This is a genomic window from Zoogloea sp. (assembly GCF_030157465.1).
Lineage (GTDB): Bacteria > Pseudomonadota > Gammaproteobacteria > Burkholderiales > Rhodocyclaceae > Zoogloea.
Genome location: NZ_JAOAUU010000172.1, coordinates 1 through 1,760, shown reverse-complemented (window position 1 = coordinate 1,760; position 1,760 = coordinate 1). Strand labels below are relative to the sequence as shown.

The 1,760-nt window shown below is 64.3% G+C and carries 2 protein-coding genes and 1 tRNA gene; 2 read left to right on the top strand and 1 reads right to left on the bottom strand.

The window, feature by feature from the left end; all coding sequences use genetic code 11:
• Positions 1 to 85 (bottom strand) — tRNA-Leu (locus Q1W26_RS21070).
• Between the two features lie 46 nt (positions 86 to 131).
• Between Q1W26_RS21070 and queA the strand changes: the two genes are divergently transcribed.
• The gene (gene queA, locus Q1W26_RS21065) at positions 132 to 1,160 is read left to right on the top strand and encodes a tRNA preQ1(34) S-adenosylmethionine ribosyltransferase-isomerase QueA (protein ID WP_300444765.1); all 1,029 of its coding nucleotides are present in this window, start codon (positions 132 to 134) and stop codon (positions 1,158 to 1,160) included.
• The coding region (locus Q1W26_RS21060) for a tRNA guanosine(34) transglycosylase Tgt (protein ID WP_300444762.1) at positions 1,157 to 1,760 on the top strand (604 nt) is incomplete at its 3' end. The genes queA and Q1W26_RS21060, both read left to right, overlap by 4 nt.

Sequence of the window (1,760 nt, the reverse complement as noted above, 5' to 3'; positions counted from 1 at the left end):
TGGTGCCGGGAGGGGGACTCGAACCCCCACACCTTGCGGCGGCGGATTTTGAATCCGCTGCGTCTACCGATTCCGCCATCCCGGCTTGGGAAGCGCTGCATTATCTACGAAACTTTTAACTGCATCAACTCATGTCCTGGACTCTCGACGATTTCGATTACCCGCTCCCCCAAGAACTGATTGCCCAGGCTCCGCTAGACCGCCGTACCGACAGCCGGCTGCTGCAGGTCGGACCGCCGCTCGCCGACCTTCGTTTTTCCGACCTCCCCACCCTGCTCGCCCCCGGCGACCTGCTGGTTTTCAACGACACGCGGGTGATCCACGCACGCCTGTTCGGCACCAAGGCCACCGGTGGACAGGTTGAAGTGATGGTCGAGCGCCCACTCGGGGCCCATGAGGCGCTGGCACAAGTACGTGCAAGCAAAACGCCCAAGCCCGGCAGCTGGTTGCACCTCGAGGGCGCGCTGGATGTCGAGGTGATCGGCCGGGTTGGCGAATTCTTCCACCTGCGCTTTCCGGATGGCGAAGATCTCGTCACCCTGCTTGAACGCCACGGCCACCTGCCGCTGCCGCCCTATATCGAACGCGCCGCCGGCAATACCGACGAATCCCGCTACCAAACGGTGTTCGCACGGAACCCGGGCTCGGTGGCCGCCCCCACGGCCGGCCTGCATTTCGACGAAGCCTTGCTCGCCCGGCTGGCCGGGCAAGGCGTGGGCAGCGCCTTCATCACCCTGAACGTCGGCGCCGGCACTTTCCAGCCCGTGCGTGTGCATGATTTGTCCGAGCACAAAATGCACACCGAGGCCTACTTCGTGCCCCCGGCCACCGTCGATGCCATCGCCGCCACCAAGGCGGCCGGCAAGCGCGTGGTGTGCGTCGGCACGACCAGCATGCGCGCGCTCGAATCCGCCGCGCGTGACGGCCAGCTCAAGGCCGGCAATGCCGAAAGCGACCTGTTCATCCTGCCGGGCTACCACTTCAATGTGGCCGATGCCCTCATCACCAACTTTCATCTGCCAAAATCCACCCTGCTGATGCTTGTTTCCGCCTTCACCGGCATGGACACCATCCGCAATGCCTACGCCCACGCGATCGCCGAGCGCTACCGCTTCTTCAGCTACGGCGACGCCATGCTCCTGACCCGGAATCCCGCATGAAATACGAACTCCTCGCCACCGACGGCGCGGCCCGTCGCGGCCGCCTCACGCTCAACCACGGCACCGTGGACACGCCGGCCTTCATGCCGGTCGGCACCTACGGCACGGTCAAGGGCATCTCGCCGCAAGATTTGCGCGACATCGGTGCCCAGATCTGCCTCGGCAACACCTTCCACCTGTGGCTGCGTCCGGGCCTCGAAGTCATCGAAGCCTTCGGCGGCCTGCACCAGTTCATGGCCTGGGACGGCCCCATCCTCACCGACTCGGGCGGTTTTCAGGTTTTCTCGCTGGGCGCGCTGCGAAAGATCACCGAAGAAGGCGTGCGCTTCAATTCGCCGGTCAACGGCGACAAGCTCTTCCTCACACCCGAAGAGTCCATGCGCATCCAGAAAGTGCTCAATTCCGACGTGGTGATGATCTTCGACGAATGCACGCCCTACCCGGCCACCGTCACCGAAGCCGCGGATTCGATGCGCATGTCCCTGCGCTGGGCGCAGCGCTCACGCGACGAATTCGATCGCCAGGAAAACACCAACGCCCTGTTTGGCATCGTCCAGGGCGGCATGTACGAAAACCTGCGCGACGAATCCCTCGCCGGGC